The organism is Micromonospora sp. NBC_01699 (genome assembly GCF_036250065.1).
GTDB lineage: Bacteria > Actinomycetota > Actinomycetes > Mycobacteriales > Micromonosporaceae > Micromonospora_G.
On record NZ_CP109199.1, the window covers coordinates 1,544,681 to 1,569,098 of the forward strand.

General features: G+C 71.1%; 21 protein-coding genes. 19 read left to right on the top strand and 2 right to left on the bottom strand.

The annotated features are described in order from the left end of the window. The first annotated feature begins 4 nt into the window (after positions 1-4). The 15 genes from nusA to dapB all read left to right on the top strand — a co-directional run bounded on the left by nusA (position 5) and on the right by dapB (position 16,818). The gene (gene nusA, locus OG792_RS06995; RefSeq protein WP_329108405.1) at positions 5-1,060 is read left to right on the top strand and encodes a transcription termination factor NusA; all 1,056 of its coding nucleotides are present in this window, start codon (positions 5-7) and stop codon (positions 1,058-1,060) included. 48 nt (positions 1,061-1,108) lie between these two features. Then, on the top strand, positions 1,109-1,393 hold the full coding sequence (locus tag OG792_RS07000; protein WP_442932447.1) for a YlxR family protein: 285 nt from the start codon (positions 1,109-1,111) through the stop codon (positions 1,391-1,393). Positions 1,394-1,501: 108 nt separating this feature from the next. Then, positions 1,502-4,528, top strand: a complete 3,027-nt coding sequence (infB, locus tag OG792_RS07005) for a translation initiation factor IF-2 (RefSeq protein ID WP_329108406.1) — start codon at positions 1,502-1,504, stop codon at positions 4,526-4,528. An 89-nt stretch (positions 4,529-4,617) separates the two neighbouring features. Next, a complete protein-coding gene (locus OG792_RS07010; RefSeq protein WP_329108407.1) occupies positions 4,618-4,911 on the top strand; it encodes a DUF503 domain-containing protein in 294 nt (97 codons plus the stop codon). Between the two features lie 173 nt (positions 4,912-5,084). After that, positions 5,085-5,576, top strand: a complete 492-nt coding sequence (rbfA, locus tag OG792_RS07015; protein ID WP_329108408.1) for a 30S ribosome-binding factor RbfA — start codon at positions 5,085-5,087, stop codon at positions 5,574-5,576. Next, a complete protein-coding gene (locus OG792_RS07020) occupies positions 5,573-6,637 on the top strand; it encodes a DHH family phosphoesterase (protein ID WP_329108409.1) in 1,065 nt (354 codons plus the stop codon). Before rbfA ends, OG792_RS07020 begins: the two co-directional genes overlap by 4 nt. Before the next feature lie 52 nt (positions 6,638-6,689). Further along, positions 6,690-7,097, top strand: coding sequence for a hypothetical protein (locus tag OG792_RS07025; RefSeq protein WP_329108410.1), 408 nt, complete (start codon positions 6,690-6,692; stop codon positions 7,095-7,097). Next, positions 7,094-7,312 carry a DUF6186 family protein gene (locus OG792_RS07030; protein WP_329108411.1) on the top strand — a complete coding sequence of 73 codons (219 nt, stop codon included), beginning with the start codon at positions 7,094-7,096 and terminating at the stop codon, positions 7,310-7,312. The genes OG792_RS07025 and OG792_RS07030 overlap by 4 nt, the downstream gene beginning before the upstream one ends. A 574-nt stretch (positions 7,313-7,886) precedes the next feature. Further along, positions 7,887-9,218 (top strand): MATE family efflux transporter, encoded by a 1,332-nt coding sequence (locus OG792_RS07035; RefSeq protein ID WP_329108412.1) that lies wholly within the window; start codon positions 7,887-7,889, stop codon positions 9,216-9,218. A 192-nt stretch (positions 9,219-9,410) separates the two neighbouring features. Further along, the gene (gene truB, locus OG792_RS07040) at positions 9,411-10,298 is read left to right on the top strand and encodes a tRNA pseudouridine(55) synthase TruB (RefSeq protein ID WP_329108413.1); all 888 of its coding nucleotides are present in this window, start codon (positions 9,411-9,413) and stop codon (positions 10,296-10,298) included. 47 nt (positions 10,299-10,345) lie between these two features. Continuing rightward, positions 10,346-11,290: a bifunctional riboflavin kinase/FAD synthetase gene (locus OG792_RS07045; RefSeq protein ID WP_329108414.1), complete on the top strand. Its 945-nt coding sequence runs from the start codon at positions 10,346-10,348 to the stop codon at positions 11,288-11,290. A 146-nt stretch (positions 11,291-11,436) separates the two neighbouring features. Continuing rightward, positions 11,437-11,706, top strand: coding sequence for a 30S ribosomal protein S15 (rpsO, locus tag OG792_RS07050; protein WP_121159027.1), 270 nt, complete (start codon positions 11,437-11,439; stop codon positions 11,704-11,706). 282 nt (positions 11,707-11,988) lie between these two features. Continuing rightward, entirely contained in the window at positions 11,989-14,346 is a 2,358-nt protein-coding gene (locus OG792_RS07055) for a polyribonucleotide nucleotidyltransferase (protein ID WP_329108415.1), read from the top strand. 121 nt (positions 14,347-14,467) lie between these two features. Further along, a complete protein-coding gene (locus tag OG792_RS07060) occupies positions 14,468-15,832 on the top strand; it encodes a M16 family metallopeptidase (protein WP_329111140.1) in 1,365 nt (454 codons plus the stop codon). A gap of 224 nt (positions 15,833-16,056) precedes the next feature. Beyond that, a complete protein-coding gene (dapB, locus tag OG792_RS07065; RefSeq protein WP_329111141.1) occupies positions 16,057-16,818 on the top strand; it encodes a 4-hydroxy-tetrahydrodipicolinate reductase in 762 nt (253 codons plus the stop codon). A 135-nt stretch (positions 16,819-16,953) separates the two neighbouring features. Here the strand turns inward: dapB and OG792_RS07070 are convergent, their stop codons facing one another. Beyond that, on the bottom strand, positions 16,954-19,146 hold the full coding sequence (locus OG792_RS07070; protein ID WP_329108416.1) for a glycogen debranching N-terminal domain-containing protein: 2,193 nt from the start codon (positions 19,144-19,146) through the stop codon (positions 16,954-16,956). 144 nt (positions 19,147-19,290) lie between these two features. Here OG792_RS07070 and OG792_RS07075 point away from each other — a divergent pair, with 144 nt between their 5' ends. From OG792_RS07075 to OG792_RS07090, 4 genes are all read left to right on the top strand, one after another. Further along, complete coding sequence (locus OG792_RS07075) at positions 19,291-20,298, top strand: substrate-binding domain-containing protein (RefSeq protein WP_329108417.1); 1,008 nt, start codon at positions 19,291-19,293, stop codon at positions 20,296-20,298. A gap of 71 nt (positions 20,299-20,369) precedes the next feature. Next, positions 20,370-21,617: a sugar ABC transporter substrate-binding protein gene (locus tag OG792_RS07080; RefSeq protein ID WP_329108418.1), complete on the top strand. Its 1,248-nt coding sequence runs from the start codon at positions 20,370-20,372 to the stop codon at positions 21,615-21,617. An 89-nt stretch (positions 21,618-21,706) separates the two neighbouring features. Further along, entirely contained in the window at positions 21,707-22,798 is a 1,092-nt protein-coding gene (locus tag OG792_RS07085) for a carbohydrate ABC transporter permease (RefSeq protein ID WP_329108419.1), read from the top strand. Between the two features lie 10 nt (positions 22,799-22,808). Continuing rightward, positions 22,809-23,744, top strand: a complete 936-nt coding sequence (locus OG792_RS07090) for a carbohydrate ABC transporter permease (protein ID WP_329108420.1) — start codon at positions 22,809-22,811, stop codon at positions 23,742-23,744. A 28-nt stretch (positions 23,745-23,772) separates the two neighbouring features. On the opposite strand, the gene OG792_RS07095 is transcribed toward OG792_RS07090, so the two are convergent. After that, positions 23,773-24,393 carry a GNAT family N-acetyltransferase gene (locus OG792_RS07095; RefSeq protein WP_329108421.1) on the bottom strand — a complete coding sequence of 207 codons (621 nt, stop codon included), beginning with the start codon at positions 24,391-24,393 and terminating at the stop codon, positions 23,773-23,775. Between the last annotated feature and the right edge of the window lie 25 nt (positions 24,394-24,418).

The window sequence follows — 24,418 nt, forward strand, 5'->3', positions numbered from 1 at the left end:
AGAGGTGAACATCGACCTCGCGGCGCTGCGCGCCCTGGAGCGCGAGCGGGAGATTCCGTTCGACACGATCCTCGCGGCGATCGAGACCGCGTTGCTGACCGCCTACCGGCACACCGAGGGCTCGGAGTCGCACTCCCGGGTGGAGATCGACCGTAAGACCGGGGCCGCCCTGGTCTACGCCCAGGAGGTCGACGACGCGGGCGTGGTCAGCCGGGAGTGGGACGACACCCCGCACGACTTCGGCCGGATCGCGGCGATGACCGCCAAGCAGGTGATCCTCCAGCGGCTGCGGGAGGCCACCGACGAGGTGCACTTCGGCGAGTACGTCGGCCGCGAGGGTGACCTGGTCACCGGCGTGGTGCAGGCGCACGAGGGGCGGGCCGAGAAGGGCATCGTCAGCGTCGACCTGGGCAAGTTGGAGGCGGTGCTGCCTTCGCCCGAGCAGGTGCCGGGCGAGATCTACGGGCACGGCCAGCGGATCCGGTGCGTGGTGGTGCACGTGGCCAAGGGCTTCCGGGGTCCGCAGATCACCCTGTCCCGCTCCCACCCGAACCTGGTGAAGAAGCTCTTCGCGCTGGAGGTGCCGGAGATCGCGGACGGCACGGTGGAGATCGCGGCGATCGCACGTGAGGCAGGTCACCGTACGAAGATCGCGGTGCGGTCTGCCGTACCGGGCGTGAACGCCAAGGGCGCCTGCATCGGCCCGATGGGTCAGCGGGTCCGCGCGGTCATGAGCGAGCTGCACGGCGAGAAGATCGACATCATCGACTGGTCGGACGACCCGGCGAACTTCGTCGGCAACGCGTTGTCGCCGGCCAAGGCGTTGCGGGTCGAGGTGGTCGACCTGGCCGCCCGTGCCGCCAGGGTGACGGTGCCGGACTTCCAGCTTTCGCTGGCGATCGGCCGGGAAGGCCAGAACGCCCGGTTGGCGGCCCGATTGACCGGTTGGCGGATCGACATCCGGCCGGACAACGAGCAGGCGACGAGCGCGGCGCCGACCGGCGCGCGGGCCGGTGCTGATCACGTGACGGAGCCGGGCGGAGCGATCTCGGCCGGGTAGGGGTAGACTTTGCCAGTGGTACGACGCGTGTGGCCGGAGCGCACCTGTGTGGGCTGTCGGAAACGCGCTTCGGCTGTCGATCTGCTGCGGATTGTCGCGGTCGGCGACGGGGTTGGCTACAATCTCCGACCTGATCCGGCCCGCACGTTGCCGGGTCGGGGGGCGCATCTGCACTTTGACTCGGCTTGCTTCGCGCTGGCACAGCGGCGCCGCGCCTTCGGGCGGGCGCTGCGTGTTCCCGGTGTTCCTGACACCGGGGCGCTGGCCGAGCACATTGATGCGTCAACCACTACGTCCGGCCATCCGGCCGGGCGAGGGTCGCAAGCAAGGTAGGACGACCGACATGAGCACACGATGAAGTCCCAGAAATGACCAGGCTTCAAGTGCACGAGTGAGGTTGTTGCGGGTACTTGCCCGCACGACCTCGGAGTGAGGAGTGCAGTGGCAGGCAAGGCCCGCGTACACGAGCTGGCAAAAGAGCTCGGGGTCGAAAGTAAGACCGTTCTCGCCAAGCTGAAGGAAATGGGCGAGTTCGTGAAGTCCGCGTCGAGCACCGTCGAGGCGCCTGTCGCCCGTCGGCTGCGCGGCGCGTTCGTCGCGTCGTCGAACCCCGCGGCGGCCCCCGCCGCGCCGGCGACCCCAACCCCTCAGGCAGCCCCGTCGGCGGCCCCCGGGGCAAACCCGGGTGAGCCGCGGATCTCCGCCAAGCCCATGCCGCCCCGCCGGCCCACGGCGCCGCCGGCCCGGCCGAAGGGCCCGGTTCCGGGTCCCCCTCAGCCGGCCGCAGCCGCGCCGACCGCCAAGCCGGCGAGTGCGCACGACATCGAGGTGGCGGCCGCCGAGGCGCGCGCCTCGGCTCTCAAGGCGGAGCAGGAGGCGGCGGTCAAGGCCGCCCAGGCCGCCCGTCAGCAGCAACGCGACACCGTACGCCGGGAACCGCCGGCCGACGGTGGCGCGCAGACCCGGCCGCGTCCGGGTCCGAACGCCGTTCCGCCGCGTCCGGGTTCCCCGGCCGCCCGGCCGGCGACTCCGGGTGCTCCCGCCCCGGGTCGGCCCGGTCCCGGTGGTCGTCCGCCGGCGCGTAGCGGTGGCAACAATCCGTTCGGCATCACCCCGGGTGGCCAGCGTCCGGCCGCTTCCGGCGGACCCCGGCCCAACCCGGCGTCGATGCCGCCCCGGCCGAGCCCGGCGTCCATGCCGCCTCGGCCCAGCCCGGCCTCCATGCCGACCCAGCGTCCCGGTCGTCCCGCCGGTGGCGGCCCCGGCCGTCCGGGCGGTCCCGGCGGCGGCGCGGGTCGTCCCGGTGGCGGCGGCGGTGCCGGTGGCGGCTTCCGCGGCGGCCCCGGTGGTGGCGGTGGCGCCGGTGGTGGCTTCCGTCCGGGTGGTGGCGGCGGTGCCGGTGGTGGCTTCCGTCCGGGTGGCGGCGGTGGCGCCCCCGGTGGTGGCGGCGGTTACCGCGGTGGTCCCGGTGGCGGGGCTCCGGCCGGTGCGGGCGCCGGTGGCGGCCGTCCGGGTGGTGGCGGTCGTGGCCGTGGTGGCGGTGCCGCGGGTGCCTTCGGGCGTCCGGGTGGCAAGCCGACCCGTGGTCGGAAGTCCAAGAAGCAGCGCAGACAAGAGTTCGACAACCTGTCCGCGCCGACCATGAGCTCGGGTGCCCCCCGAGGTCAGGGCCAGGTCGTACGGCTGTCGCGCGGTGCCTCGCTGTCGGACTTCGCCGACCGGATCAACGCCAACCCCGGTTCGCTGGTCCAGGAGATGTTCAACCTGGGCGAGATGGTCACGGCGACCCAGTCCTGCTCGGACGAGACCCTGCTGCTCCTCGGTGAGCACCTCGGCTTCGACGTGCAGATCGTCAGCCCGGAGGACGAGGACCGTGCCCTGCTGGCGCAGTTCAACATCGACCTCGACGCCGAGGTTGACGTGGCCCGGCTGGTCACCCGTCCGCCGGTGGTGACCGTCATGGGTCACGTCGACCACGGTAAGACCAAGCTGCTGGACGCGATCCGCAAGACCAACATGGTCGCGGGCGAGGCCGGTGGCATCACCCAGCACATCGGTGCCTACCAGGTGTGGGTTCCGCACAACGGCGACGAGCGCGCGCTGACCTTCATCGACACCCCGGGCCACGAGGCGTTCACCGCCATGCGTGCCCGTGGTGCCCAGGTCACCGACATCGTGGTGCTGGTGGTCGCGGCCGACGACGGCGTCATGCCGCAGACGATCGAGGCGCTCAACCACGCCAAGGCGGCCGACGTGCCGATCGTGGTCGCGGTGAACAAGGTCGACAAGCCGGAGGCCAACCCGGACAAGGTCCGCCAGCAGCTGACCGAATACGGCCTGGTCGCCGAGGAGTACGGCGGCGAGACCATGTTCGTCAACGTGGCGGCCAAGCCCGGCATCGGCATCGACGAGCTGCTTGAGGCGATCCTGCTGACCGCCGACGCGTCGCTGGAGCTGACCGCTCCGATCGACGGGCCGGCGCAGGGTGTCGCGGTCGAGGCGCACCTCGACAAGGGTCGTGGTGCGGTGGCAACGGTGCTGGTGCAGAAGGGCACCCTGCGGGCCGGCGACTCGATCGTCGCCGGTGGGGCGCACGGACGTGTCCGGGCGATGCTCGACGAGAACGGCAACCAGGTCGCCGAGGCCGGACCGGCACGTCCGGTCATGGTGCTCGGTCTGACCGCGGTGCCCAGCGCCGGGGACACGTTCCTGGCCGCCGCGGACGACCGTACGGTGCGGCAGATCGCCGAGCAGCGGCAGGCGCGGCGGCGGGCGGCGAGCTTCGCCAACTCCCGTGGCCGGGCGACCCTTGAGACGCTCATGGAGCAGATCAAGGAGGGCGAGAAGACCTCGCTCAACCTCATCCTCAAGGGCGATGTCTCCGGTTCGGTGGAGGCCCTGGAGGACGCGCTGTTCAAGCTGGACATCCCCGAGGAGGTTCAGCTCAAGATCCTCGACCGTGGCGTCGGTGCCATCACGGAAAGCAACGTGATGCTGGCGAGCGCGTCGGCCGAGGCGGCGACGATCATCGGCTTCAACGTGCGGGCCTCGAACAAGGTTCGCGAGATCGCCGACCGCGAGGGTGTGGAGATCCGGTACTACACCGTGATCTACCAGGCCATCGAGGAGATCGACGCGGCGCTCAAGGGCCTGCTCAAGCCGGAGTACGAGGAAGTCGAGCTCGGCAGCGCGGAGATCCGCGACGTGTTCCGGTCCTCCAAGATCGGTAACATCTCCGGTTGTATCGTCCGCTCGGGCATCATCCGGCGTAACGCCAAGGCGCGCCTGCTGCGCGACGGGGCGGTCGTGGCGGACAACCTCACGATCAGCTCGCTCAAGCGGTTCAAGGACGACGCGACCGAGGTGCGCGAAGGCTTCGAATGCGGTCTCACCCTGGGTAACTACAACAACGTCCAGGTTGGCGACATCATCGAGACCTTCGAGATGCGGGAGAAGACCCGCGCCTGACGGATAGCTGCAACTGATCAAGGGGTTTACGCCCGTCGTGGCGTAAACCCCTTGATCATGCGGCGGCTCCGGGCGGTATTGTCCACTCGATGTTTACTGGAACCGCGGTTTTCGACGTATTGCTGCCGGGGGATTCCCGGTCGCTGAAAGAAAAGCGCTCCTATGTCCGCCCGGTCGTGGCGGCACTGCGCCGGTTCGAGGTCTCGGTCGCCGAGGTGGGCGGTCTGGACCTGCACGGGCGGGCCCAGATCGCGGTCGCCGTGGTGGCCGCGGAGGCCGGTCATGTCGGTGAGGTGCTCGACAACTGCGAGCGCCTGGTCGCCGGTCGGCCCGAGCTCGAACTGCTGTCGGTCCGGCGGAGGCTGTACGGCGAGGACGACTGAGGGGGCCGGTCGGGCCGTACCCGAGGGCACCACCCGGAGGGTGCTGCCGGGCCGGCGCCCCCGGTCGCCCCGCAGAGGCTCGCAGGTAGTGTTCAAAAGTCGGCCGGTGGCCGTCGGCGGTGCACCGTACCGTCGGCGCGCGCCGGAAGTAGGGATGCCGTGGAGGTGCGGAGATGACGGACCCGGCCAAGGTACGCCGGCACGCCGAGCGTGTCCGGGAGCTGGTGGCTTCCGTGGTGCGTACGCAGATCAAGGATCCCCGGCTCGGCATGATCACGATCACCGATGCCCGGATCACCGCCGATCTGCGGGAAGCCACGGTCTTCTACACCGTGCTCGGTGACGCCACCGAACAGGCATCCACCGCCGCCGCGTTGGAAAGTGCCAAGGGACTGCTGCGCAGCACCGTCGGCAAGGCCCTCGGGCTGCGCCACTCACCGTCCCTGGCCTTCGTCCTGGACAACGTGCAGGACCAGGTCAAGCACATCGACGACCTGATCGCCGTGGCCCGCAGCGCGGACGAGGAGGTGCAGCGGCGGGCGGCCAATGCGGCGTACGCCGGTGACGCCCAGCCGTACAAGCTGGACGAGGACGAGGACGAGGACTCCGACGACGACGAGTCCGACTCCGACGTCCCGGCGGTCGACCCCGGTGACCGGCGGTGACCGGCTCCGGCTCGGCACTCGCCCAGTCACCGGCCGACGCCGGCCCCGACGCGGCTGACTGGGCGGCGGCGGTCGCCGCGGTACGAGCCCTGTCGCCGGACGCGCGGGTGCTGCTGATCTGCCACGTGAACCCGGACGGGGACGCGCTCGGCAGCATGCTCGGCTGCGCCCTCGGCCTGCGTACGCTGGGCTTCCGCCAGCTCCAGGCGACCTTCCCCGGCCCGCCCGGGGTGGCCGAGCCGTTCGCTGCGCTGCCCGGTCTCGACCTGCTCGTGCCGGCCGCCGACGCCTGGACCGACCCGGACCTGGTGCTCTGTTTCGACGCCGCCAGCGTCTCCCGGATCGGCGACCTGGCCGACCGGCTGGATCGGGCCGGCGAGGTGGTGGTGCTGGACCACCACGCCTCGAACACCCGGTTCGGCCGGATCCACCTGGTCGACCCGCTCGCCGCGGCCACCTCGGTGGTGGTGGAGGGTCTGCTCGACCGGTTGGACGTACCGCTGGACCGCGAGATCGCCGAGTGCCTCTACGTGGCGCTGACCACGGACACCGGTTCGTTCCGCTTCGCGATGACCACTCCGGCGGTGCACGAGATGGCCGCCCGGATGCTGGCCACCGGGATCCGGCCGGAGGAGATCTCCCGCCGGGTCTTCGACACCCGGCCGTTCGGGGCCGTCCGGCTCTACGGCGACGTGCTCGGTCGGGCCGTGCTCGAACCGGCCGCCGCCGCCGGCCACGGGCTGGTCTGGACCTATGCCACCCTGGACGACCTGGCCCGGCACCAGCAGCCGGCGTACGTGCTGGAGGCCCTGATCGACTCGGTGCGCTGCACCGCGGAGGCGGACGTGAGCTGCGTGCTGAAGCAGGTGGCGGCGGCCGAGTGGGCGGTCTCGATGCGGAGCAAGGGCGCGCTGGACGTCAGCCGGGTCGCGGTGGCGCTCGGCGGCGGCGGGCACCGGCTGGCGGCCGGCTTCACCGGTCGCGGCGGCCCGGCCGAGGTGATCGGGGCGATCCGGGCCGAGTTGGAGCGGGCCCTGACCGGGTCGGAAGATCGGGGATAGTCCGGGGGAATATGCACTTTCGGCACTCCGGCACCGCGGGCACAATCGGAAGATGGAGCAGCCCTCGGAAATAGCCGTCGATGTGCCGCGTCCCTGGGACAAACCAATTGTTTCGGTCCCCGTACTCGCCTTTCTGTCGCTGGTGGGCGGCCAGCTTCCCTCCTTCTCCCTGTCGGCGAACCTCTACACCCTGGGCACCGGGGGAACGCTGATCTGGCTCGGACTCGCCAACCGGGTGCCCCGGCGGCCACCGCCCACCCGCTCGGGGCCGGGCACTGTCTGGTGGGTGCTGCCGGTCGCCGTCTTCGGCGTGTTCGAGGGGGCCACCTTCGTGCTCGGTTCCGGTGACGACTTTCCGACCCTCTCCCGCCTGGCCGATCCGCTGCTGACCGACGAGCTGACCCGGTCGGCCGCGTACTTTGGCTGGCTGGCCGCGTTCTGGGCGCTGGTACGCCGATGAACGCGACCCGGCTGCTGGCGATCGGCGGGTTCCTGCTGGCCTTCGTCCTGCTCGCGGTGATCGAGTGGGCGGCCCGGCGGGAGGGCTCGCGGATCCCTACTCTCGGTGACGTCTGTGCCCTGGTGATGCGGTACGAGGTGGGCCCGGTGCCGGTGGGCCGGATCGGCCTGTTCGGGTTCTGGTGGTGGCTGGGCTGGCACTTCTTTGCCCGCTGATTCCGCCTGTTCGCCCGCTGACACCGCAGGTCACAGAATCGTACCGTTCCGTATCGCGGGAATCCGGCACAGAATGTGGACCTGAACGATAGCTTGGTTTGTGGGCGTACGACGGTGCCCGAACCAGGCACCGCGCGCCACCAGGGTCAACCGACCCGGGCTCACGCTGCCCTTACCGACCCGTCCGGCGATCCCGGAGGGCGGGTCCGCGGCGATCAGCAGAACCCGTACGCGACCGGCCGCGCCCTTTCGGCGTGCCGACGCACCCTGGATAGGAGCCTTCCCCATGGCGACCAAGACCAAGAAGACGGAAACCACTGACGAAGCCCGTGAGCAGGCTCGTCGCGCGTTGCAGACGTCGATGGACACCCGTCAGTGACCAACCCGTTGTGCGGCTGACGACCGGGCAGCATCCGCTCGGCCGTCGGTCGCCCACCCGTTCCACCCTCGCCGCTACCTCGGGTGGGTCCCTCGTTTTCGGGTGAGTCCCGCTCCCCGGCCGGACCCGGCGAGCATAGGTAAGTCACGGCGGCGCATTGCACTCCTTACGGGAGCCGTGTCAGGATCGGGCGCGATGAGCAAAGCCACCGTCGCCGGTCCGCACCCGTCACCGGTCAGCTCGCGCCGGATCGCCCGGCTGGCCCTGCCCGCCCTGGTGGTGCTCGCCGCCGAACCGCTCTACGTGCTGGTGGACACCGCCGTGGTGGGCCACCTGGGCCGGGTGCCGTTGGCCGCACTGGCGGTCGCCGGCACGGTGATGACCCTGGTCGTCTGGCTCGGCACGGTCGCCGCGTACGGCACCACCGGCCGATCGGCCCGCCGGTTCGGTGCCGGTGACCGCGCCGCTGCGGTGGCCGAGGGCGTACAGGCATCGTGGCTGGCGCTGGCGAGCGGCGTACTGATAGTGGTTGTGGCCCAGGTCGCGGCCGGCCCCCTGGCGCGGACGCTGGCCGGGAACGACCCGGCGGTCGCCGATGCCGCCGCCGACTGGCTGCGGATCGCCGTGCTCGGCGCGCCCGGCCTGCTGCTCGCGGCGGCCGGCAACGGCTGGCTGCGCGGCGTGCAGGACACCCGGCGCCCGCTGTACTTCGTGCTCGGCCCCAACCTGCTCTCCGCGGCCCTCTGCCCGCTGCTGGTCTACCCGGCCGGGCTCGGGCTGGTCGGCAGCGCGGTCGCCAACGTGACCGCACAGACCCTCGGCGGGCTCCTCTTCGTCGGCGCGCTGGTCGCCGAGCGGGTGACGCTGCGTCCCCGGCCGTCGATGATCCTCGGACAGCTCGTCCTCAGCCGGGACCTGCTGGTACGCGGAGCGGCCTTCCAGGCCAGCTTCCTGTCCGCCACCGCCGTCGCCGCCCGGTTCGGGGCCGCCTCCGTCGCCGCCCACCAGATCGTCCTGCAACTGTGGTTCTTCACCGCGCTGGTCCTGGACGCGTTGGCCATCGCCGCGCAGGCGCTGGTCGGTGCCGCACTCGGCGCCGGTGACGTGGCCGGCGCGCGGGCCCTGGCCAGTCGGCTCGCCCTGGTCGGCGGCGGCTGTGGGATCGCCTTCGCGCTGCTGGTCGCCGCCGGGGCTCCGGTGGTTCCGTCCTGGTTCAGCACCGACCCGCAGGTACGCGAACAGGCGCTGGTCGCGTGGCCGTGGTTCGTCGGCATGCAGCCGGTGGCCGGCGTCGTGTTCGCCCTGGACGGGGTGCTGATCGGCGCGGGTGACCTGCGTTACATGCGGGACCTCACCATCGTCGCGGCGGTCGGCGCCTTCCTACCCGCGATCTGGGCCGCATACGCCCTGGACCTCGGGCTAGGCGGAATCTGGGCCGGACTGGCCCTATTCCTACTGGTACGCCTAGCCGGCCTACTCCTACGCCTACGCAACGACGCCTGGTCAACCCCCGGCCCCACCCGCTGACCCCGCCCCCCCGCCCCGCCCCGCCCCCGCCCCCCGCCCCCGCCCCGCCCCCCTGGCGATCTTGCACTTGTGGCGCCCGAATTGCGTGACTCATTGTTGTTTGCGTACAGCCACAAGTGCAAGATCGGCGGGCGTCTTGTTCGGGGCGGGTGGGTGTGGTGGTTGGGGCGGCGTCTGGCAGGCTTGGCGGCCGTGAGTGTTGACGGGTTGATCGTGGTGGACAAGCCCAGCGGCATGACGTCGCACGATGTGGTGGCGCGGATCCGCCGGTTCGCCAAAACCCGCCGGGTCGGGCACGGCGGCACCCTGGACCCGATGGCGACCGGGGTGCTGGTGATCGGCGTGAACCGGGCGACCCGGCTGCTGACCTATGTGATCGGCGCGGGCAAGCGGTACACCGCCACGATCCGGCTCGGCCAGTCGACGATCACCGACGACGCCGAGGGGGACGTGGTCACCGAGGCGTCCGCGAGCGGTGTCACCGACGAGCAGGTCCGCGCCGGCCTGCTCCCGCTGACCGGCGAGATCGACCAGGTGCCCAGCGCGGTCAGCGCGATCAAGGTGGACGGGCAGCGGGCGTACAAGCGGGTGCGTGACGGCGAGGCGGTGACGCTGGCGGCCCGTCGGGTCACCATCTCCCGGCTGGACCTGATCGAGGTGCGGCGCCCGACCCCCGAACTGGTGGATCTCGACGTCGACGTGACCTGCTCCTCCGGGACGTACATCCGGGCGATCGCCCGGGACCTCGGGGTGGCGCTCGGGGTCGGCGGGCACCTGACCGCGCTGCGGCGTACCGCCGTGGGCGGCTTCGACCTGGCCGAGGCGGTGACCCTGGACGAGTTGGCGCAACGGGAGCCGCAGGACGTGGTCAGCCTGCCGGTCGAGGCGGCCGCCCGGCGGTTCTTCACCTCCCGGCAGGCCGACGCCACCGAGGCGAAGGTGCTCTCGCACGGAGGTCCGCTGGAACCGGCCGGCATCGACGGGCCGTACGCGGTGTTCGACCCGGACGGCGGCCTGATCGCTATCGTCAGCGAGCGGGACGGCCGGGCCCGCGCGGAGATCGTGCTCGCCCCGGCCTGACCGGGCGGTGGTCCGGGTCGGCGGGGAATGAGCGGAAGGGGGAGCGGATGCAGCGTTGGCGAGGGTACGACGGGGTGCCGGGCGGCTGGGGCCGGTCGGTGGTGACCATCGGCGTCTTCGACGGGGTGCACCAGGGGCATCAGGCGATCATCGGGTACGCCGCGAAGCGGGCCCGCGAGCTCGGCGTCCAGTCGGTGGTGGTCACCTTCGACCCGCACCCGTCCGAGGTGGTCCGGCCCGGTACGCACCCGGCGGTGCTGACCGAGCCGACCCGGCGGGCGGAGCTGATCGAGGAACTCGGCGTCGACGTGCTCTGGGTGGTGCCGTTCACGCCCGAGTTCTCCCGGCTGACCGCCGAGGGGTTCGTGCACAACGTACTGGTGGAGCACCTGCACGCGGCGCTGGTCGTGGTGGGGGAGAACTTCCGCTTCGGGCACCGGGCCGCCGGTGACGTGGTGCTGCTGGAGCGGCTCGGCCGTACCTTCGGCTTCGCCGTTGAGGGGGCGCCGCTGGTCGCCCGCGACGACACGGTCTTCTCCTCGACGTACATCCGGGCCTGTGTGGCGGCGGGCGACGTGACCGCCGCTACGGCCGCGCTCGGCCGACCGCACCGGCTCGACGGTGTGGTGGTCCGGGGCGACCAGCGGGGGCGGGAGATCGGCTTCCCGACCGCGAACCTGCTCTGCCACCGTTACGCGGCGGTACCGGCGGACGGGATCTACGCCGCCCGGCTGGTCCGCCACGGCGGGCGGCCGGGCCAGCACCCGGAGGTGCTGCCGGCGGCGGTGTCGATCGGCACCAATCCGACGTTCAACGGCCGGGAGCGCCGGATCGAGGCGTACGTGCTCGACTTCGCCGGTGATCTCTACGGCGAGCGGCTGGCGCTGGACTTCGTCGCGCGGCTGCGCGAGACCCGCCACTACGACGGCATCGAACCACTGGTGGCGCAGATCAACGAGGACGTCGCGCAGGTCCGTGCGCTGCTCGGTTGAGCGGCGCGGCCGGCCCTTCGGGGGGTTGACGTACCACGGGCTGGTAATGTGGCGGAGACGTCGGGTCACCGACGAGGGTCCTCGCGCGCCTGCACGACGCCGCGGGTGCGAGGTATTCACTGAAACCCACCAGAAATAGGGAGAAAATGGCGCTCGACCAGGAAGCAAAGAGCAAGATCCGGCAGGAATACGCGACCGTCGAGGGCGACACCGGTTCGCCGGAGGTCCAGGTCGCGGTCCTCACCAAGCGGATCGCCGACCTCACCGAGCACCTCAAGGTGCACAAGCACGACCACCACAGCCGTCGTGGTCTGCTGCTGCTGGTCGGCCGTCGTCGCCGGCTGCTCAACTACATGCAGAAGAAGGACATCAGCCGCTACCGGACGCTCATCGAGCGGCTCGGCCTGCGGAGGTGACTGAGCGGGGGAGTGGCGCGACGTCGGGTCAGCCCCGACGACGACCGCTCCCCCGACCCGTCACCAACGAATAACAGGGGCCAGCGCGACCACCCAACGGGAACGGGTCGGCACCGGTCCTCGGTAGTGGCCCCCGGGCCCCCGGCACGAGCCGGCACCCCGGGCGCTTCGATCGAAGACCGGCCGTTCGAACAGTTTCCCAGTGCCAACCGGGCGCGTGCCGGAACCTACCGGCGCAGTGGTCGGTCGTGAGCCCCACGACCGAAGGAGTGCAACACACTCATGACCGAGCAGAACATTCTCGGCACCGAGCACAGCAAGGCCGTGATCGACAACGGTGCGTTCGGCACCCGTGAGATCACCTTCTCCACCGGCCGGCTGGCCCGCCAGGCCGCCGGCTCCGTCATCGCCCAACTCGGCGAGACGGTGGTCCTCTCCACGACCACCGCGGGCAAGCAGCCCAAGGAGCAGTTCGACTTCTTCCCGCTCACCGTCGACGTCGAGGAGCGGATGTACGCCGCGGGCCGGATCCCCGGCTCGTTCTTCCGCCGCGAGGGGCGCCCGAGCGAGGACGCGATCCTCACCTGCCGCCTGATCGACCGGCCGCTGCGCCCGTCCTTCGTCAAGGGCCTGCGCAACGAGGTCCAGGTCGTCGAGACCGTGCTCGCGCTCGACCCGCAGCACCCGTACGACGTGGTGGCGATCAACGCCGCGTCGATGTCCACCAAGCTCTCCGGCCTGCCGTTCTCCGGGCCGATCGGGGCGACCCGGATGGCGCACGTGGACGGCCAGTGGGTGGCCTTCCCGACCCACGAGGAACTGGGCCGGGCGACCTTCGACATGGTCGTGGCCGGTCGGACGCTGCCGGACGGCGACGTCGCGATCATGATGGTCGAGGCCGAGGCGACCGAGCACACCGTGGCCCTGGTCGCGGGCGGCGCGACCGCACCGACCGAGGAGGTCGTGGCGAGCGGCCTGGAGGCCGCCAAGCCGGCCATCCGCGAGCTGTGCCGCGCGCAGAGCGAGCTGGCCGACGTCGCGGCGAAGCCGGTGGCCGAGTTCCCGATCTTCCTGGACTACCAGGACGACGTCTTCGAGGCGGTCGCCACGGCGGCCCGCAGCGAGGTCGCCGAGGCGCTCAAGATCGCCGGCAAGGCCGAGCGTGAGGAAGCCCTGGACCGGATCAAGGAGCGGGTGCGCGAGCAGCTCGCCGCCGACTACGAGGGCCGCGAGCGCGAGGTCGGCGCCGCCTTCCGGTCGCTGACCAAGTCCGAGGTACGGACCCGGGTGCTGCGCGAGCAGATCCGGATCGACGGCCGGGGGCCGCGTGACATCCGGCCGCTGACCGCCGAGATCCAGGTGCTGCCGCGGGTGCACGGTTCGGCGCTGTTCGAGCGCGGCGAGACGCAGATCCTCGGCGTCACCACGCTCAACATGCTTCGGATGGAGCAGGCGCTGGACACCCTCTCCCCGGAGAAGCACAAGCGCTACATGCACAACTACAACTTCCCGCCGTACTCGACCGGTGAGACCGGCCGGGTCGGTGCGCCGAAGCGCCGCGAGATCGGCCACGGGGCGCTCGCCGAGCGGGCCCTCATCCCGGTGCTGCCGGCGCGGGAGGAGTTCCCGTACGCCATCCGGCAGGTCTCCGAGGCGCTCGGCTCGAACGGCTCCACCAGCATGGGTTCGGTCTGCGCGTCCACCCTGGCGCTGCTGTCCGCCGGTGTGCCGCTCAAGGCGCCGGTCGCCGGCATCGCCATGGGCCTGATCTCGGACGAGGTCGACGGCAAGACCCAGTACGTGACGCTGACCGACATCCTCGGTGCCGAGGACGCGTTCGGTGACATGGACTTCAAGGTCGCCGGCACGCCCGAGTTCGTCACCGCGCTCCAGCTCGACACCAAGCTCGACGGCATCCCGTCGGACGTGCTGGCCGCCGCGTTGCAGCAGGCGCACGAGGCCCGTACCACGATCCTCGGCGTGATGCAGCAGGCGATCGAGGGCCCGGCCACGATGTCGGACTACGCGCCGCGGGTGACCACGGTGAAGATCCCGGTCGACAAGATCGGCATGGTGATCGGGCCGAAGGGCCAGACCATCAACGCGATCCAGGACGAGACCGGCGCCGAGATCTCGATCGAGGACGACGGCACGATCTACGTCGGCGCGACCAACGGCCCGTCGGCCGAGGCCGCGGTGGAGCGGATCAACGCGATCGCCAACCCGACGCTGCCGAAGGTCGGGGACAAGTTCCTCGGCACGGTGGTGAAGACGGCCCCGTTCGGCGCCTTCGTCTCGCTGCTGCCCGGCCGGGACGGTCTGCTGCACATCTCCAAGGTCGGGGACGGCAAGCGGGTCGAGCGGGTCGAGGACTTCCTCAACGTCGGCGACCGGGTCGAGGTGTCGATCGCCGACATCGACGCCCGCGGCAAGATCTACCTGGACAAGGTGCGGCCCGAGGGCGAGGAGGCTCCGGCCGACGCGGACGGCGCCGACCGTCCGGCCAGCCGGGGTGGCGACCGTGGCCCGCGTGACCGTGGCGACCGGGACCGGGGCGACCGTGGCCCGAGCCGTGGTGACGGCGAGGGTGGCGGCGAGGGCGGTGGCGGCGAGCGTCGTCGCCGGGACCGCCGTAGCTGATCAAAGGGTTTGACCCACCGGGCCGTGTCCTGTCGATCATGTCGATGGGACACGGCCCGTCCAATTCCACCGAGCTAGGAGTCCTGGTTCCTTGAAGCGGGATACGCAACCACCATCTCTCCTGACTCGGTCGGGACCCGGCCGGACCGTCGGCGTACACCGGACGTCGGCCGGTCGGGCCGTGACCCGTACGCTCAGCGCCGATCCGCTCGGCGGCACCGTGCGCCGTACGGTGCTGCCCAGTGGGCTGCGCATCCTGACCGAGGCGATCCCGACCGTACGCAGTGTGTCGTTCGGGGTCTGGGTGTCGGTCGGCTCGCGGGACGAGACCGGGGCGTCCGCCGGTGTCTCGCACTTCCTCGAACACCTGCTGTTCAAGGGCACCAACAAGCGGAGCGCGCTGGAGATCTCGGCCGAGATCGAGGCGGTGGGCGGCGAGACGAACGCCTTCACCACCAAGGAGTACACCTGCTACTACGCGCGGGTGCTCGACCAGGACCTGCCGCTGGCCATCGACGTGATGTGCGACCTGGTCGCCGACTCGGTGCTCGACCCGGCCGACGTGGAGACCGAGCGCGGGGTGATCCTCGAAGAGATCGCCATGCACGACGACGAGCCCGGCGACGAGGTGCACGACCTGTTCGCCACCGCGATCTACGGCGACCACCCACTCGGCCGGCTGATCTCGGGTACCGAGGAGACCATCTCCCCGATGACCCGCCGGCAGATCCAGACGTTCTACAAGAAGCGCTACACCGCGCCGAACATCGTGATCTCCGCCGCCGGCAACCTCGACCACGCGACAGTGGTGAAGCTGGTCCGGCAGGCACTGCGCGGCACCCCGCTGGACACCCCGGCGGCCGAGCCGGCGGCGCCGCGTCGGGCCACCCCGGCCGCGAAGACCAGGGCCGGGCGTACGGCGGTCGAGCACAAGGACACCGAGCAGGCGCACGTCATCCTCGGCTGCGCCGGCATCGGGCGGGTCGACGACCGGCGGTTCGCGCTCGGCGTACTGAACAACGTGCTCGGCGGCGGCATGTCCAGCCGACTGTTCCAGGAGGTCCGGGAGCAGCGCGGGTTGGCGTACTCGGTCTACTCCTACGCCAGCCAGTACGCCGACAGTGGCGTGTTCGCCGTCTACGCCGGCTGCGCTCCGGGCAAGGTCGAGGAGGTCCTGGGCCTGGTCCGGGCCGAGTTGGCCGAGGTCGCGGCGAACGGCGTCACCGCCGCCGAGCTGGCCCGGGGCAAGGGCATGGCGAAGGGCTCGTACGTGCTGGGCCTGGAGGACACGGGCTCCCGGATGAGCCGGCTGGCCAAGGGCGAGCTGCTCTTCGGTGACCTGCTCTCGGTGGACCAGTTGCTGGCCCGGGTGGACGCGGTGACGGCCGACGAGGTCAACGCGCTCGCCGCCGACCTGCTCGCCCGCCCGATGTCGCTCGCGGTGGTGGGCCCGTTCGGCGCGGACGACTTCGCGGCCAGCCACTGACCGTGCCGACGGCTGACCGTGCCGACCGCTGACCCTGACGACGGCTGACCCTGACGACGGCTGACCGTGACGACGGCTGACCGTGACGACCGCTGGGCGGTGCCGACCGTCCGACCCGGCGCGGCACGCGGTGCGCCATCCGGTGAGCCAGCGGGTGGGACGTCCGCGGGTGTCTTCGGCCCGGGTGGGATAGGTTGTGCCCCGTGAGTGACGGACTTGAAGCACTGGCCGAGACGTCGGCGGAGCCGCTCCGGGTCGGGGTGCTGGGCGCCCGGGGCCGGATGGGCATCGAGGTGTGCAGGGCGGTGGACGCCGCCGACGACCTCGAACTGGTCGCGATGATCGACCAGGGTGACTGGTTGTTCAACGCCTCGGACGCGGGTGCCGAGGTGATCGTCGACTTCACCACCCCGGACGTCGTGATGGACAACCTGCACTGGTGCGTCGACCAGGGCATCAGCGTCGTGGTCGGCACGAGCGGGTTTACCGACCAGCGACTCGACCGGGTGCGCAACTGGTTGTCGCGCAAGCCGGGGGTCGGCGTGGTGATCGCCCCGAACTTCGGCATCGGCGCGGTGCTGATGATGCAGTTCGCCGCTCGGGCCGCGCGGTTCTTCGAGTCGGTCGAGGTGATCGAGCAGCACCACCCGGCCAAGGTCGACGCACCCAGCGGCACCGCGACGCACACCGCCCGGCTGATCGCGCAGGCGCGGGCCGAGGCCGGTCTGGGGCCCGTACCGGACGCCACCAAGGACGAGGTGCCGGGTGCGCGCGGGGCGGAGATCAACGGGGTACGGGTGCACTCGGTCCGGGCCACCGGCCTGGTCGCGCACCAGGAGGTCCTGTTCGGTACGAGCGGCGAGACGCTCACCATCCGGCACGACTCGTACGACCGGGCGTCGTTCATGCCGGGCGTACTGCTCGCCATCCGGTCGGTGTCGCAGCGGCCCGGTCTGACCCTCGGCCTGGACGCCCTGCTCGACTGAGCAGGGAAAACTCCGAATTTCCGGGCTTTGGCCATCCCGAATACTGGGCAGGCCCGGACACTGGGCAATCTCGAATACGACGTCGTCCCGGCACCGGTCGATCCGGTGCCGGGACGTTGCGTCGTCCGGTGGGTGTCAGCGCTCGTCGAGCACGGTGAGTCCGGCCGGTAGCCCGGTGACGGTGGCGACCCCGGCCCGGTCCACCGAGACGTCGACCGGGGCGCCGGCCACCCGCAGCCGCCGGGCGCTGACCGCGCCGAGCGGGGCGCCGTGCAGCGGACGGAGTCGTACGACGCCGGCCGGCACGTCCGGGTAGAGGCCGACCGCCGCCTGGAGCAGCACCACGGCGGCGGCCGCGGACCATGCCTGCGGCTGGCAGGCCGCCGGGTACGGCGCCGGCCGGCCCAGGGTGGCCCGGTCGTCGCCGCTGATCAGCTCGGGCAGCCGGTAGTCGAACGCCTCGGCGGCCTGGAGCAGCCCCTCGGCGAGGTGTGCGGCCGGCGTGGTGTAGCCCTCCCGGGCCAGCCCGGCGATGACGATCGCGGTGTCGTGCGCCCAGATCGAGCCGCAGTGGTACGACAACGGGCTGAAGCCGCCGTCGGTGGCGGACATGGTGCGCAGCCCGTACCCGCCAGCCAGGCCGGGGGTGGCGAGGGCGGCGGCGACCTGCGCGGACTCGTCCGCCGTCAGCAGTCCGGTGCCGAGCAGGTGGCCGATGTTGCTGGTCAGCGAGTCGACCGGGCGCTTGTCCCGGTCCAGCGCCAGGGCCGGGTACGGGCCGTCGTGGCCGTCGACCCAGAACCGGTCGCGGAACCGTGCCGCGAGCGTGCCGGCGTAGTCGAGCCAGCGCTGCGCGCCGGGTCGGCCGAACGCGTCGAGCAGGGCGGCGCCCTGGACCGCCGCCTGGTACGCGTAGCCCTGCACCTCGGCCAGGGCGATCGGGGCGTGGGCGAGCGAGCCGTCGCGGAAGCGTACGGAGTCGAAGGAGTCCTTCCAGCCCTGGTTGGCCAGGCCCCGGCCGCTGGTGTCGACGTACTCGACGAAGCCGTCCCCGTCGGCGTCGGCGTGGTCGGTGAGCCAACCGAGTGCCGCCTCCAGGGCGGGCAGCAGGTCGGCGACCTCGTTGTCGGGCAGGCCCCAGCGCCAGGCGTCGTGCAGCAGGTTGACCCAGAGCATGGTGGCGTCGACGGTGCCGTAGTAGGCGGCGGGCAGGTGCAGGCCGTTGCCGGCGACGGTGAACTCGTCCCGGCGCAGCTCGTGCATGATCTTGCCGGGGGCCTCGCCGGAGTTGGCGTCGATCTTCGTTCCCTGCCGGCGGGCGAGCACCCGCAGCGTGCTCGCGGCCAGGTCGGTGCCGAGCGGCAGCATCATCCTGGCCGCCCAGAGGCTGTCCCGGCCGAACAGGGTGAGGAACCAGGGCACCCCGGCGCCGAGGAAGACGTCCTGCGGGTTGCCGGCCTCGGCCAGCCGCAGGCCGCGCAGGTCGTCCAGGGAACGGTCGAGCAGTCGGGTCAGTCGTCGGTCGTCGGCCCGCACCTCGGGGCGGGACCAGGCCGGTTCTGCGGGCGGTGTGACGACGACGGCGCGCGGGTCGTCGACCAGCAGCCGCCAGCGCAGTACGGCCGACGTACGCGGGGCCAGTTCGATCGGCCAGACCAGCCGGGCGGTGCCGTCACCGACGACGGTGGCCACCGTCCCGTCCGGCGCACCCCCGCCGGTGCCGTTCACCGTGCCGGTAGTCGCACCGGCGGACGCGCCGATCGTTGCGCCGCTGACGGCCGGTTCGCCGGCGGACGCGCCGATCGTTGCGCCGGTGACCGCCGGTTCGCCGGTCACCAGGACGGTGATCCCGTCGCCGGTCCAGCTGAGCTGGCCGGGCGCGCCGCTCTTGGCCTCCAGATCGACGGTTGCCCCGCCGGACTTGACCACCTCGATCGGGGCCAGGTCGCAGCCGAGGTCGAGGCTGATCTCGGCCCGGACGGGTGCGGTGGCGGTGGAGAAGACGCGGATCTCCTCGGTGAGCCCGCGCGGGGTCATCCGGCGGATCCGGTCGATCCGTACGGTCGGGTCGGGGGTTCCGTCGCCGAGCCAGCGGACCAGCGAGACGAACCGGGCGCCGTGCGGGCTGTCGGTCCCGTGGGTGATCGACTCGGGTTCGCGGCCGTCGACGAGGAGTTCGGCGCGGGCCAGCACCCGGGCGTCGGCGTGGAACACGCCCTGTACGCCGGCCGGCCGGATCTGCCCGTCCCGGCCGCTCAGGGTGCTGGTCGGAGCCAGTACGACACCGACGAGATCGTGCAGCAACGGTTGCAGGTGGCGGTTGGTCACGAGGAGCTCCTGAGCGGGGGGCAGGGCGTTGACGACCCTTGACAAGTCGTTCCGGGCGGTGCAACATGCGAAACATTCCAGAAACTTGAACGATCCAATAATGCCCCATCACAGTTTGAACGTTCAAGACGGGAGGAGGGATTCATGACACAGAAAGTGACCATCGCGACAGTGGCCCGGCGCGCCGGAGTGAGTCGCCAGACCGTCTCGAACGTGATCCACAGCCCGGAGATCGTTCGCGAGGAGACCCGGGAACGGGTCCGGGAGGCCATCTCCACCCTCGGCTACCGGGCCAGTCAGGCGGCCCGGCAGATGCGTACCGGGCGCTCGCAGTTGATCGCGGTGCGGATCGAACCGACCCGCGACGGGATCAACGGCTCGGTGCTCGACCGCTTCCTGCACGGGCTGACCGAGGCGGCCGGCGAGGCCGGCTACCGGGTGATGCTCTACACCGCCGAGGACCCGGCCACCGAGATCGCCACCTACGACGACCTGCTCGGCGCGTACGACCTGGACGCGTTCGTGCTCACCGGCACCGACCACGGCGACATCCGGACCGCCTGGCTGGCCGAGCGGAAGGTGCCCTTCGTCACCTTCGGCCGATCCTGGGACGCGCCCGAGCGCTACCCGTGGGTCGACGTGGACGGGGCCGCCGGCACCGCCGCAGCCACCACTCACCTGGTCACTCTCGGTCACCAGCGGATAGCCTTCATTGGCTGGCCGGCTGGTTCCGGGGTGGGCGACAACCGCCGTGCCGGCTGGGCGTCGACCGTACGGGCGACCGGCGCCGACCCGACCGAACTCGACCGGGAAACCGCAGACGGCATCACACAGGGTGAGGCGATGGCGCACCAACTGCTCGACCTTTCGGAACCGCCGACCGCGGTGGTCTGCGCCAGTGACTCGCTGGCGCTCGGCGCGGTGCAGGCGGTCCGGGCCCGTGGCGCGTCCGTCGCGGTCACCGGCTTCGACGACACCCCGGTCGCCCAGGCGATCGGGCTGACCAGCGTGAGCCAGCCGCTGGCCCAGGCGGCGGCGAGCTGCGTGGACCTGCTGGCCGGCGTACTCGACGGCGGCGGTAGCCCGGACGACGCCACCGGCCCGGCCCAGGTGCTGCTGACGCCGTCGCTGGTCATCCGGCACTCCGGCTGACCGCACCCCCTACCGCACACCCCCGGTACGACGTACCACCGGTACAACCCACCCCCCACCAGGAGATTGACATGGCACGACGATTCATCCGGCGCTCGGCTGTGGCGGGCGTCGCCGTGGCGGCGCTGTTCGGTTCCGCCGCCTGTGGCGGCGGCTTCGAGGACGACAAGTCCGACAGCCCCCAGAGCAGTGGCCCGGCCAGCATCCAGATCCTGATCGGCTCGTCCGGCGAGGCCGAGACCAAGGCGGTCCAGGACGCGGCGACCGCGTGGGCCACCAGCTCCGGCAACACCGCGACGGTCACCCCGGCGCAGGACCTCACCCAGCAGCTCGGCCAGGCGCTTGCCGGCGGCACCCCGCCGGACGTCTTCTACGTCGACGCCGGCCGCTTCGCCGACTACGCCAGCGTCGGCGCGCTGGAGCCGTACGGGGACAAGCTTGCCGACGGTGGTGACTTCTACGACAGCCTGCGCAAGACGTTCACCTACGACGGCAAGTTCTACTGCGCGCCGAAGGACTTCTCCACCCTCGCCCTCCAGATCAACACCGAGCTGTGGACCAAGGCCGGGCTGACCGACGCCGACATCCCGACCACCTGGGAGCAGCTCACCACCACCGCCCAGAAGATCAAGGCCAAGGGCATCACCCCGCTCGCGATCGGTGACACCCGTGACCGGGTCGGCGCCTTCCTCGCCCAGGCCGGCGGCTGGATCACCAGCCCGGACGGCAAGCAGGCCACCGCCGACAGCCCGGCCAACCTCCAGGCCCTGGAGTACGTCAAGACCCTGCTCGCCGGTGGTCTGGCGCAGTACCCGAAGCAGCTCGACGCCGGCTGGGCCGGTGAGGCCTTCGGTAAGGGCAAGGTCGCGATGACCATCGAGGGCAACTGGATCAAGGGCGGTCTGCAAAACGACTTCCCGGACGTCAAGTACACGGTGCACCCGCTGCCGGCCGGCCCGAAGGGCAAGGGCACGCTCTCCTTCACCAACTGCTGGGGGATCGCGGCCAAGAGCCAGCACAAGGAGCAGGCGATCAAGTTCGTCGAGGCGATGACCAGCGTTGACCAGCAGATGGCCTTCGCCAAGGCGTTCGGTGTCATGCCGTCGCGCCAGGCCGCCCGGGACCAGTACACCCAGGCGTTCCCGGCGGACAAGCCGTTCATCGACGGCGCCGAGTACGCCCAGGGCCCGGTGAACGCGCCGAAGATGGACAGCGTCCTGGTCGACTTCGACGCCCAGCTCTCCGCGCTGGCCAGCACCGACCCGAAGACGATCCTGGCGAACCTGCAAAAGAACGCCACCGCCACCCTCGGCGGCTGACGCCGTGACGAAGGGCCCCGGTCACCGGACCGGGGCCCTTCGCCCGACACCTTCCCCCCTCGAAGAGTTTCCCCTTGAAAAGAGGAAGCATGGCTTCCGGAGTCCCGGCCGCTCCCCGCCGTTCACGTGGCGGAATCCGCGGCAACGAGCGGATCGCCGGCTGGGTCTTCGTCGCCCCGGTCGTGGTGATCCTCGGCATCTTCCTGCTGCTGCCGATCCTGATGGCGCTCTGGGTGAGCCTCACCTCCTGGAACGGCCAGGGCAGCCCGTTCACCAGCAAGACCCCGTTCGTCGGCGCGGACAACTACACCCACCTGTTCACCGAGGACGGGCTGGCCCGCCGCGACTTCATGACCTCGATCCGGAACAACCTGTACTACGTGGCGATCGTCGTACCGGTGCAGACCGCGCTCGCCCTCCTGCTCGCCCTGGTGGTCAACCACCGGATGCTCAAGGGCAAGGCGTTCTTCCGGACCGCGTTCTACTTCCCGTCGGTCACCAGCTCGGTGGCGATCAGCGTGGTCTTCCTGTTCATGTTCGCCAACTCCGGGGCGATCAACGGACTGCTGGGGATGGTCGGCATCGACGGGCCGCAGTGGTTCGCCGACTCGCGTGGCACCCTGCACCTGTTCTTCGGGTTGTTCGGGGTGGATCAACCGCCGGCCGCGTTGAGCAGCGGCGGACCGCTCGGGCTGAGCTGGTGGGACTGGCTGTCCGGGCCGAGCGTGGCGATGACCGCGATCATCGCGCTGGTCATCTGGACCACCTCGGGCACGTTCATGCTGATGTTCCTCGCCGCGCTCCAGGGTGTGCCGGTGGCGCTGGAGGAGGCCAGCGTGCTGGACGGCACGACCCGGTGGCAGCGGCTGCGCTACCTCACCCTGCCGATGATCAAGCCAACCCTGTTCCTGGTACTGACCCTCGGCCTGATCGGATCGTGGCAGGTCTTCGACCAGATCTACGTGATGAGCCAGGGCAACCCGGCCAAGACCACGCTCACCCCGGCGTACCTGTCCTACCGGACCGCGTTCCGGGACTTCGACTACGGCAGCGGTGCGGCGATCTCGTTCGTCCTGTTCCTGATCATCATCGTGCTGACCCTGGCGCAGCGGCGGCTGATGCGCGACCGGGACACCGGCCGCTCGTTGCGCTGGTGGCGCCGGTCCGAGCGGAGGTCGTGAGATGTCGATCGTGACCGACCCCCCGACCAGGGGGAACGCGCCGGCCGGCAGCCCGCCGCCGCCACCGGCGGCTCGGGCGCCGAGCACCGCCGTCAGGCCGGGCCGTCGGCGGGAGCCGCGCGGTCTGGTGACCAGCTTCGTCGGGTACGCCATCCTGATCTTCTTTGCGCTGGTCTTCCTCTACCCGTTCGTGATCCAGATCGCCAGCTCGTTCAAGACCGAGCCGGACGCGGCGGCGAACCCGCTCTCCCCGGTGCCGAGCCCGGTCGACCTGGACAGCTTCCAGCGGATCTTCGAGGGCACCAACTTCCCGCTCTGGCTGGGCAACTCGCTGCTGGTCACGGTCGTGGTCACGCTCGGCCGGGTGTTCCTGGACTCGCTCGCCGGTTACGCCCTGGCCCGGCTGCGCTTCCGGGGCCGGAACGCGATCTTCGCCGCCGTGGTGGCGGTGATGGCGGTCCCCGGTGTGGTGCTGCTGATCCCGAAGTTCCTGGTCCTCAACCAGCTCGGCATCTACAACACGTACACCGCGCTGATCCTGCCGCTGCTGGTGGACGCCGCCGGGGTCTTCATCATGAAACAGTTCTTCGAGTCGGTGCCGGCCAGCGTCGAGGAGGCGGCCCGGATCGACGGCGCGGGCGTGTTCCGTACGTTCTGGTCGGTGGTGCTGCCGACCGCCAAACCGGCCCTGATCACGCTGACCATCCTGTCGTTCCAGGGCTCCTGGAACGAGTTCCCGCACAGCCTGGTCGCGGTCCAGGACCCGAACCTGTTCACCCTGCCCCGAGGGCTCGCCGACCTGGTCAGCGGCTCGCTCGGGGCGGGCACCCAGTACCCGCTCAAGCTCGGCGCCGCGCTGCTGGCCACCATCCCGGTGGCGATCATCTTCGTAGTCTTCCAGCGTTACTTCGTCCGCGACGCCAACCAGGGCGCCGACAAGGGCTGACGCCCTGCGCCAGGGAGCCCGTCGACGCTCACGAAGCGTCGGCGGGCTTCTCGGTGTCCGGGGTCCCGTCGGCGTCGGCCGACGGCTCGGCGTCGAGGGCCACGTGCAGGCGCAGTTGGGGGACCAACATGTCGTCCACGTCCAGCGCCCGGGTCGCCCCGTCCGGCTCCCAACCCGTGCTGGCCAGGAACGCCCTGGTCGCCTCGTCGCCGTCGAAGGCCCAGGCGACCGCCGTACGGGCGCCGTCCTCACGCCACAGGTCGACGCTCGCCGCGAGCAGCCGACTGCCGTGCCCCCGACGGCCCCAGCGCGGCTCGACCAGCAGGTCGGTCACCCCGATCAGGTCCGGGACCAGCGTTTGCGCGGGTTCGTCCGGGGCAAGTGACTGCTCGTCTGCCGGTCCGGATGCGGCAAAACCCACCAGATAAGATTTCTCCGCCTGCTCGATCGCCACCAGCACCCGGTGCCGGGGGGAAGGCGGTGCCTCGATCGCGGCCGACCACCGCTTGCCGAGCCACCCCTCGTCCAGCCGGTCGAGCACGTGCCTGGGCAGCAACCGGCGATAGGCGACCCGCCAGGTCGCGAGCTGAATGCGTGCGATTTCGGCGGCGTCGGAGGGACGCGCCGGGCGGACGTACCCGAGAGCCATGAACGGTGAGCGTACGGACGCTAAG

Bases quoted from the DNA above. Each gene is read 5' to 3' on its own strand.
- OG792_RS07010 (WP_329108407.1), top strand. From the start codon at position 4,618: ATGTTTACTGGAACCGCGGTTTTCGACGTATTGCTGCCGGGGGATTCC.
- rpsO (WP_121159027.1), top strand. From the start codon at position 11,437: ATGGCGCTCGACCAGGAAGCAAAGAGCAAGATCCGGCAGGAATACGCG.
- OG792_RS07095 (WP_329108421.1), bottom strand. From the start codon at position 24,393: ATGGCTCTCGGGTACGTCCGCCCGGCGCGTCCCTCCGACGCCGCCGAA.
- OG792_RS07035 (WP_329108412.1), top strand. From the start codon at position 7,887: ATGAGCAAAGCCACCGTCGCCGGTCCGCACCCGTCACCGGTCAGCTCG.
- OG792_RS07045 (WP_329108414.1), top strand. From the start codon at position 10,346: ATGCAGCGTTGGCGAGGGTACGACGGGGTGCCGGGCGGCTGGGGCCGG.
- OG792_RS07085 (WP_329108419.1), top strand. From the start codon at position 21,707: ATGGCTTCCGGAGTCCCGGCCGCTCCCCGCCGTTCACGTGGCGGAATC.
- rbfA (WP_329108408.1), top strand. From the start codon at position 5,085: ATGACGGACCCGGCCAAGGTACGCCGGCACGCCGAGCGTGTCCGGGAG.
- OG792_RS07075 (WP_329108417.1), top strand. From the start codon at position 19,291: ATGACACAGAAAGTGACCATCGCGACAGTGGCCCGGCGCGCCGGAGTG.
- OG792_RS07080 (WP_329108418.1), top strand. From the start codon at position 20,370: ATGGCACGACGATTCATCCGGCGCTCGGCTGTGGCGGGCGTCGCCGTG.
- OG792_RS07030 (WP_329108411.1), top strand. From the start codon at position 7,094: ATGAACGCGACCCGGCTGCTGGCGATCGGCGGGTTCCTGCTGGCCTTC.
- OG792_RS07025 (WP_329108410.1), top strand. From the start codon at position 6,690: ATGGAGCAGCCCTCGGAAATAGCCGTCGATGTGCCGCGTCCCTGGGAC.
- OG792_RS07055 (WP_329108415.1), top strand. From the start codon at position 11,989: ATGACCGAGCAGAACATTCTCGGCACCGAGCACAGCAAGGCCGTGATC.